An 8,461-nucleotide genomic window follows, 5' to 3' on the forward strand; every position below is an offset into this window, starting at 1 on the left:
TAGCATATATACATTGAGTTAGCATTGACTTCAGGAAATCATGTTAATTATTAATTATTAATTATTAATTATTAATTATCTGAAAAGCAAGTCGCGCCGCCCCTATAGTACCCGCCTGATTTCCTAATTCGGCGGTCAAAATTTGTAGCCCTTCCCGAGAAGTGGGTAAAACTCGGCGTTGAATTTCCTCCCAGAGGGTTGGTAAAAATAGATTCGCTGCCGCACTAATACCACCGCCTAAAATGACCGCTTCTGGAGTCAAAACATAAATTAAACTAGCTAAACCCGCCCCTAACCGTCGCCCATATTCTTCCCAATAGGCTAAGGCTTGGGAATCACCTGCGATCGCCTTTTTGGCTAGGTCAGAAGGGTGATCACCCGTTTCTCGGCGGATAGCTTGTACAGAGACATATTGTTCCAGAGAACCCTGATTTCCGCTATTACAAGGGGGTCCATCGGGGTTCAAAGTAATTAATCCCAACTCCCCCGCCGCGCCGCGATGACCCACAAATAACTGACGATTGAGGATAATCGCCCCGCCAACTCCTGTCCCCAGAGTTAACATAATCAGATTATCAAAATTTCGTCCCGCCCCTAACCAGGCTTCCCCCAACCCCGCACAATTAGCATCATTAGCCATGATTACTGGCTTTTGGGTTTTTTCTTCCAGCCAGTCTGCTAAGGGAACATCCCGCCAATTCTCTAGGTTAATGGCTACCTGGGAGATACGCCCCGTCCCATCTACTGGTCCCGGTAAACCCACCCCGATCGCCGCCCAAGACTCGACAGGGGCTGTTATTTGTGATATAGCGTTTAGTATTGCTGCCAACACAGCTTCCGGGGTAGCGGGTTGTGGAGTTGCCACCGTCAGGGATTGGTTACAGGAACCGTCCGCCTCAAACAGTCCCAGTTTAATCGCCGTCCCCCCTAAATCAATACCAATGACCTGAGCGGATTTTGGTTTCATTCTACTTCGTCGCGTTCTATGCTGCTAGTATAAATGGGTTCGACGCGAATCCCCATAATACTAGAGGGACGAACTACCAGATACTCACCTTCAATGGTTTTAATCGGGACATTGAGAAAATCGGTATCAGTGTGCTTAGGAATCAGAACCTTAGTGTACCAGGTCTGAAAATCCTGGATCGTCCTGAACCGGACTTCTTCCCGGTGTCCCCCCTGAATCAAAAGATGAACCGCGTATGAACTAGGTTTAGGCATAAGGATGTTTGGGATAATAAGGGATTGTTGTACCATTTTCTCACTAATCAGGGCGATCGGTCAATCCATTAGTAACGATACACCAATATCAGCCAGAAGATGAAATAAGTTCACCACCATCAGTATTTAATCAGTTCCCTGATATCAGCCTTGTCTTTACTGATTATAGATGATTCAGGAAATTGTGATCACAACTCATGGCTGATTGGTAGAACCTCGAAATTGGGTAATTTCGGCTATTGTTAATGGCTAGGTGGTGGAATTAGACACATTTTTTCATATACTGTTATTGGATTGTTAAAAAGAGGATTAATTTAGATATGTATACACTGATAATCATGGGAGTTTTCTCGTCATGTCTACAATCATTATTACTGGTTGTTAGTTGATTTTCCGGTTCTAGGGTAGTAGTACGATCGCACTTGTCAAGTTCAGTCTGAACATTTAGGCGGGAGTTGAGATTGTACCCTGGCATTGATTACAGTGAGCGATCGCCCATAATTGGGCATCGGATCTAAAATTAGGCTGATGATGTTCAGTTAAATTTAAGTCTAAGTTATGATTTTTAAGCGCCAGGAAGTGGCGTTTAGGCCTGTGGAGACGATGGGAGACCCCAGCTATAAACTAATAGCCTGGGGAATTGTCGGAGAAGCAGGAAGCCTACACCCAATGCGTCAGCCTGTTCTGACCCAGGTGGTGGTAGGGTACTTCACAGATAACCGAATAACGGATAGTTAAGAGATATGCCGCGACGCGACGACCTAAAAAAAATTCTGCTGCTGGGTTCGGGTCCAATTGTCATCGGACAAGCCTGTGAGTTTGACTATTCAGGGACTCAAGCCTGTAAAGCCCTACGAGAAGAAGGATATGATGTAGTTCTGGTCAACTCTAACCCAGCCACAATCATGACCGACCCGGAAACAGCCCGGCGGACATACATTGAACCCTTAACCCCAGAAATTGTGGAAAAAGTCATCGAGGCGGAACGTCCCGACGCTTTATTACCAACCATGGGGGGTCAGACCGCCTTAAATATTGCGGTGGCTTTGTCGAAAAATGGGGTTTTAGACAAATATGGTGTTGAACTGATTGGCGCTAAATTAGATGCGATTGAAAAAGCCGAAGATCGTCTCCTGTTCAAACAGGCGATGGAGAAAATTGGGGTCGGCTGCTGTCCATCAGGTATTGCGAATAACCTCAATGAAGCCAGGGCTATTGCGGAGCAAATTGGTAGTTATCCGCTGATTATTCGTCCCGCCTTCACTATGGGGGGTACAGGGGGCGGTATTGCTTATAATCAGGAAGAATACGAGGAATTGGCGATCGCTGGGTTGGATGCTTCCCCCATGTCCCAGATTTTGGTGGAACAGTCTTTAATTGGCTGGAAAGAATACGAGTTAGAGGTAATGCGGGATTTGGCGGATAATGTGGTGATTATCTGTTCCATTGAAAACCTCGACCCTATGGGGGTTCATACTGGCGATTCCATTACCGTCGCTCCGGCGCAAACCCTCACCGATAAGGAATATCAACGATTGCGGGATGCGGCGATTAAAATTATCCGGGAAATTGGGGTAGAAACGGGAGGTTCTAATATCCAGTTTTCCGTGAACCCGGTTAATGGAGATGTGATTGTCATTGAAATGAACCCCCGCGTCAGTCGGTCTTCGGCTTTGGCTTCCAAGGCGACTGGGTTCCCTATTGCGAAGTTTGCAGCCAAATTGTCTGTGGGTTATACCCTCGATGAAATTAGCAATGATATCACCAAAAAAACTCCGGCTTCTTTTGAACCAACTATTGATTATGTGGTCACCAAGATTCCCCGGTTTACTTTTGAGAAGTTCCCAGGTGCTGAACCAGTATTGACTACCCAAATGAAATCGGTGGGTGAGGCGATGGCTATTGGTGGCACTTTCTGCGAGTCCTTCCAAAAGGCTATGCGATCGCTCGAAACAGGTTTGGCGGGTTGGGGACTTAATACTAATGAAAAAGTCCCCAGTTTGGATACTATCCGTTCTGGTTTAAGGACTCCTAACCCCGACCGAATGCTAACGCTCCGCTATGCCATGTTATTGGGAATGTCGGTAGAGGAGATTTATGAGTTAACCGGGATTGACCCTTGGTTTTTGGATAAGTTGCAGCAATTGTTGGAGACGGAGAAATTTTTAAAACGCACTCCCTTCAACCAAATTAATCATGAGGATATGCTGGCGATTAAGCGACAAGGTTTTAGCGATCGCCAAATTGCTTTTGCAAGTCAAACCACCGAAGATGAAGTCCGTAAATATCGTAAGGGTTTAGGGGTCAAACCTGCCTATAAAATGGTGGATACCTGCGCCGCCGAATTTGAGTCTACCACCCCTTACTATTACTCTACCTATTGGGAAGAGGACGAAATGATCCCCTCCGACCGCCCCAAAGTCATGATTCTCGGCGGCGGACCTAACCGCATTGGTCAGGGGATTGAGTTTGACTATTGTTGCTGTCACGCCTCCTATTCTTTGCGCGATGATGGCTATATCACCATTATGGTTAACTCCAACCCGGAGACGGTTTCCACCGACTACGACACCAGCGATCGCCTCTATTTTGAACCCTTGACCAAGGAGGATGTTTTTAATATCATCGAGGCGGAAGAACCACTAGGTATTGTCATTCAGTTTGGCGGTCAGACTCCCTTAAAACTAGCCGTCCCCCTGGAAAAAGCCTTGTCAGAATCCACCCTAAAAACTAAAATTTGGGGGACTAGCCCTGACTCTATTGATACCGCTGAGGACCGGGAACGCTTCGAGAAAATTCTCCGGGAGTTGAATATTCAACAGGCGGCGAATGGAATGGCTCGCAGCTATGAAGAGGCTCTCGCGGTGGCGGGTCGTATCGGTTATCCGGTCGTCGTGCGTCCTTCCTATGTGTTGGGGGGTCGCGCCATGGAAATCGTCTATTCTGATGAGGAATTGGAACGATATATGACCTTTGCGGTGCTGGTGGAACCGGATCACCCGATTTTGGTTGATAAGTTCCTGGAAAATGCCGTTGAGGTCGATGTTGATGCGATCGCTGACCATACCGGAAATGTCGTCATCGGTGGGATTATGGAACATATCGAACAGGCGGGGATTCACTCCGGGGACTCCGCTTGTTCCATTCCTACCCAAAGTCTATCAGAAACCGTCCTCGCTACCATACGCCGCCAGACTATTCAATTAGCCAAGGCTTTGAATGTGGTGGGTCTGATGAACATTCAGTTTGCGGTACAAGGTGAACAGGTTTATATTCTGGAGGCTAACCCCCGCGCTTCCCGGACTGTTCCCTTTGTGTCTAAGGCGATCGGTATTCCTTTGGCGAAAATGGCTTCCCGCGTCATGTCTGGCAAGACTTTGGCAGAGTTGGGATATACTCAGGAGAAAATTCCCGATTATGTCTCGGTGAAAGAGGCGGTTTTACCTTTTGCTAAGTTCCCAGGTACGGATGTCCTCCTCGGTCCCGAAATGCGATCGACCGGAGAAGTTATGGGAATTGATACCGAATTCGGACGCGCCTTTGCTAAAGCCGAATTGGCGGCGGGTCAGGTGATACCCATGTCGGGGACGGTGTTTGTCTCTGTCAATGACCGCGATAAAGAAGCGATCGTTCCTGTGGTTCAAGATTTCCTGGATCTCGGCTTTAAGGTGACTGCTACCATCAACACTCGCAAGGTGTTATGGGAACATGGGGTTAAGGTTGACCTAGAGTTGAAACTCCATGAGGGTCGCCCTAATGTATTGGATGCTATTAAAAATCACGCGGTACAATTGGCGATTATCACGCCTTCGGGGTCGGAAGCACGCGCTGATGGGATTATGATTCGGCGATCGGCTTTGGCTTACAAGGTCCCGATTATTACCACTATCGCTGGCGCTAAAGCCACCATATCCGCTTTGCGATCGCTCCAGCAACGCCCCCTAGATGTTAAAGCCCTTCAAGACTATTACATTTAAAATAGTCTCGCCCTAGGGCTAATGGGCGGGTTTAGACGGTTGGCGGATTTTTTCCCAAAACCGTCGGGAATGCGATCGCACCACCTGTTCAAAACGGCGGCGGGGAAAGGGCGGGTGTATATCATTGGCTGGTGTGTTCCATGGCTGACTGCTGCACCCGCCCCTACATTACATTGGGCGCGTTATTCGAGGTCGAAATTCGGTGAAATTCGGTGAAATGCGATCGCACTACCTCACCAAAAACCGCCGTGGGGAAAGGGTCGGTGCTAGTAGGGGCGGGTGCTAGATCCGCCATCGGGAAAACCAGCCAACTACCTGCACCCGCCCTTCTTTTTTAATGCCCCTACATTGGGCGCGTTATTCTTGTTAACAAAAGGTTCGACTTGATCTCAGTCTTGACATTATGTAGACTATCTATCACAATCATGATTATAGAGCCTTTATTTTTCAAGTCATGGACCTACAATTATCCTTGTTTCCAGATGATCCAAAAGATAACAGCACCAGGAAACAGAAAAAAGCTAAATTAGGGCGTTATCAAAGAATTCAGCGTGAATTAGCCACAACCAAACGCGATCCTTATCAAGTTCAAGTTGATATTAATCCCGTATCCCAACCACTGCAAACCTATAACTTTATCGATCTATTTTCTGGTGCAGGGGGAATCACGCAGGGTTTTTGGCAAGCTGGTTTTAATCCAGTAGCTAGTGTAGAAATTAACCCAATTGCCTCCGCCACTCATCAGAGAAACTTTCCCAATTGTCATCATTTTTGTGGGGATGTTAATGATTTTAATCCTCACCAGTGGCTATCTAAAATTGGTTCTCCTTCAGTTCATCTGGTCGTAGGCGGGCCACCGTGTCAAGGTTTTTCTGTCGCTGGGAAGCGCGATCCCAATGACCCTCGCAATCATTTATTCCAACAATTTATTCGCATTGTTGCTGAAGTGCGTCCTTGGTATGTCGTTATGGAAAATGTGCCGGGAATTTTAACCCTCAAAAAAGGCAAAATTAAACAAGCTATTTTTTCTGCTTTTCAAGCCATTGGTTACACAAATATTTCCGTGGCAATTCTTGAATCTGCCGCCTATGGTGTTCCCCAAATCAGACCGAGAGCTATTTTTATAGCTAATCGTTTCGGAATGGAAAATCCTTATCCAAATCCTCAATTAGTTCCAGAGGAGTATCAGACAATTGAATCAGCAATTTCCGATCTACCAGCTTACCAACCCATTCCCAGTATTAATCATGAATGGACTCGTCATTCTCCCGAATATATGGAGCGGATATCAAAAGTACCTCCAGGAGGTTCTTTGTATCAAACCTATGTTGATGCTTTTAAGCGACAGTATCCCGGAAAACCTAGTATGACCATCAAAGAGAATCACGGGGGGACTCATATTCATCCCCATCTAAATCGGGTGATTTCAGCGCGAGAAATGGCTAGATTACAGACCTTTCCTGATTCTTTTATCTTTGAAGGAACCATGAAAAAAGCCATGTGGCAAATTGGAAATGCTGTTCCTCCACGTCTAGCAGAGTGTATTGGCTATGGACTCATTCCTTACTTAAATAGGATTGTCACAGAGGCTGAAAATGAGGCTGAAAATATAGTTGTCTCCGAAAAACAGCTTACTTATGTTCAGCTAATGTTGCATTAAGAGCATTACGCCATGACTCAAAATCATACCAACCGCAACCTATACAACCACCTTCTGCTTCCGCTCCCAATGGAGGAATATTATCAGGCCAGTTCTCACCCCCAGAATACCAGAAGCGGATACCCATGGGCTGCCCTCTTTTACCAGTTTTCATACATCTTTCACAACTTCTCGATTTCAGTAAATTGTGGTTGCCAGCACTATCTTTTTTGAGAAGTTGAAATTTTCTTTTGATTTCGTTTTCGTTCATGTTTATGTCATGACTAGGTTCGGCTTTACCCCAACGCTGCATAGGAAAACGGTGATCAATCACTAACTCATGGGTTGGTCTTTTTCGATTTTCAATAACGTCTTTATAATCATAAAGTTTCAAAATTCTGTCTGCTAATTTGGGGGGAATAATAGCCGGAGCATTTGACGGTTTTATTTGCCCAGTCCATCTATCCCATCTGGTTTTTTTATTACAGATGTTACAGAAATCCCGTTTGGTCTCAAGATGTAGCCCCGGACGACTTTTAGTTCCGCGCTCTAGTCCTTGAATTCCACCACCTCCAGCGTATTGCTCCGATGCTACTTGCTTACCTTCACAAGTGCGACAGTGCCACTTCTGATCTGACAGCAAACTGAACACCTTTAACTGAGAAGAACCTGGTTTTAATTGGGATTTAAAATTAGCCACTAAATTGCGATTCATTCAGTCCTAGTTATTTCTATTTCTAAGTTGTCCAGAAGTTGAGATACGGTTATTCCTAAGCCCTCAGCAAGAGCCACAATCGCCGTAAGAGAAGGATTTCTGACACCACGCTCTAGACCAGATATATACGTGCGGTCTAGGTCACAGCGTAGCCCTAGTTCTTCTTGAGAAATACCCACAGCCATTCTATGCTGTCTAATCAGAAATCCCAAAGCTTTTAAGGTTTTTGCTTTTGATTTTTCCATAGAGTCATAATTACCCATGGTGGACGATAAGTCTACGGACTATCAGTCACATTAAGAGATATTTTTGTCCTCTCAAAGTCCCTCTCCCTCTCTGGGATCCAGATTTAGGGTGAGGGCAATGTATTAAGCGACTGGTGAACAAGCTGTACTCTGATTGACGATTCTCCTAACCGCTAATCTTCCCAGGTCTTGAATTTAACCGCCACCAGGTTAAACTCCCCAAAATTAACCCAATTAGACAACTCGCAACCAACTTATAGCTTTGTAATTTGCCTCGCGCCCTTTGCTTTTTGGGCGGGACTGGCAACCCGGCGGGCATAGGGGATAATTCCCCGTTGTGTTCCCTGGTATCATCTTCCTGGGCTTGACGGGATCTCATATCGTTTTTGCGGTGTTGCATAATAGAAAATGATATTCTCAAATAAATCAAGATGGATTGTCCTTATTGCCAAAGCCATAAAGTAGTCAAAAATGGTCATCGTCAGGGAAAACAGAGTTACCTGTGCCGTGAATGTGGTCGCCAATTTCGAGAAAATCCCTGTCCTGGAGGTTACAGTTCTGATGTCAAAGAGCTTTGTGTGAAAATTTCCCTCAATGGCATGGGATTTCGAGCCATTGAGAGAGTCACTGGTATTTCTCACAACACAATACTTAACTGGGTTAG

Annotated in this window: 11 protein-coding genes; 4 read left to right on the top strand and 7 right to left on the bottom strand. The window is 45.8% G+C overall.

All coding sequences use genetic code 11. From position 1 onward, the window contains the following. Window positions 1–64: 64 nt before the first annotated feature. From ACTIE0_RS20465 to ACTIE0_RS20475, 3 genes are all read right to left on the bottom strand, one after another. Window positions 65–967 (bottom strand): ROK family protein, encoded by a 903-nt coding sequence (locus ACTIE0_RS20465; protein ID WP_006623266.1) that lies wholly within the window; start codon window positions 965–967, stop codon window positions 65–67. Next, on the bottom strand, window positions 964–1,221 hold the full coding sequence (locus ACTIE0_RS20470) for a hypothetical protein (RefSeq protein ID WP_006616856.1): 258 nt from the start codon (window positions 1,219–1,221) through the stop codon (window positions 964–966). The genes ACTIE0_RS20465 and ACTIE0_RS20470 overlap by 4 nt, the downstream gene beginning before the upstream one ends. A 286-nt stretch (window positions 1,222–1,507) precedes the next feature. Beyond that, a complete protein-coding gene (locus tag ACTIE0_RS20475) occupies window positions 1,508–1,696 on the bottom strand; it encodes a hypothetical protein (RefSeq protein ID WP_006623268.1) in 189 nt (62 codons plus the stop codon). A gap of 83 nt (window positions 1,697–1,779) precedes the next feature. Between ACTIE0_RS20475 and ACTIE0_RS20480 the strand changes: the two genes are divergently transcribed. Beyond that, complete coding sequence (locus ACTIE0_RS20480; protein WP_006623269.1) at window positions 1,780–1,959, top strand: hypothetical protein; 180 nt, start codon at window positions 1,780–1,782, stop codon at window positions 1,957–1,959. Between the two features lie 5 nt (window positions 1,960–1,964). Further along, entirely contained in the window at window positions 1,965–5,198 is a 3,234-nt protein-coding gene (gene carB / locus ACTIE0_RS20485; protein WP_006670841.1) for a carbamoyl-phosphate synthase large subunit, read from the top strand. On the opposite strand, the gene ACTIE0_RS20490 is transcribed toward carB, so the two are convergent. Together ACTIE0_RS20490 and ACTIE0_RS20495 are read right to left on the bottom strand one after the other, a co-directional pair. Then, window positions 5,195–5,323, bottom strand: coding sequence for a hypothetical protein (locus ACTIE0_RS20490; protein WP_257720182.1), 129 nt, complete (start codon window positions 5,321–5,323; stop codon window positions 5,195–5,197). The genes carB and ACTIE0_RS20490 overlap by 4 nt on opposite strands. Before the next feature lie 38 nt (window positions 5,324–5,361). Continuing rightward, complete coding sequence (locus ACTIE0_RS20495) at window positions 5,362–5,493, bottom strand: hypothetical protein (RefSeq protein WP_257720183.1); 132 nt, start codon at window positions 5,491–5,493, stop codon at window positions 5,362–5,364. Window positions 5,494–5,652: 159 nt separating this feature from the next. On the opposite strand from ACTIE0_RS20495, the gene ACTIE0_RS20500 reads away from it, so the two are divergent. Continuing rightward, on the top strand, window positions 5,653–6,858 hold the full coding sequence (locus ACTIE0_RS20500) for a DNA cytosine methyltransferase (protein WP_008054305.1): 1,206 nt from the start codon (window positions 5,653–5,655) through the stop codon (window positions 6,856–6,858). Here the strand turns inward: ACTIE0_RS20500 and ACTIE0_RS20505 are convergent. Together ACTIE0_RS20505 and ACTIE0_RS20510 are read right to left on the bottom strand one after the other, a co-directional pair. Beyond that, entirely contained in the window at window positions 6,830–7,552 is a 723-nt protein-coding gene (locus tag ACTIE0_RS20505) for a hypothetical protein (RefSeq protein WP_006623272.1), read from the bottom strand. The two genes, ACTIE0_RS20500 and ACTIE0_RS20505, sit on opposite strands and share 29 nt — an antisense overlap. Further along, window positions 7,549–7,815 (bottom strand): helix-turn-helix domain-containing protein, encoded by a 267-nt coding sequence (locus ACTIE0_RS20510; RefSeq protein WP_006623273.1) that lies wholly within the window; start codon window positions 7,813–7,815, stop codon window positions 7,549–7,551. Before ACTIE0_RS20510 ends, ACTIE0_RS20505 begins: the two co-directional genes overlap by 4 nt. A gap of 413 nt (window positions 7,816–8,228) precedes the next feature. Between ACTIE0_RS20510 and ACTIE0_RS20515 the strand changes: the two genes are divergently transcribed. Beyond that, window positions 8,229–8,461: IS1/IS1595 family N-terminal zinc-binding domain-containing protein (locus ACTIE0_RS20515; protein ID WP_439516966.1), on the top strand; the 233-nt coding region annotated here is incomplete at its 3' end.

The sequence above is a fragment of the Limnospira sp. genome, assembly GCF_051859755.1.
GTDB lineage: Bacteria > Cyanobacteriota > Cyanobacteriia > Cyanobacteriales > Microcoleaceae > Limnospira > Limnospira fusiformis.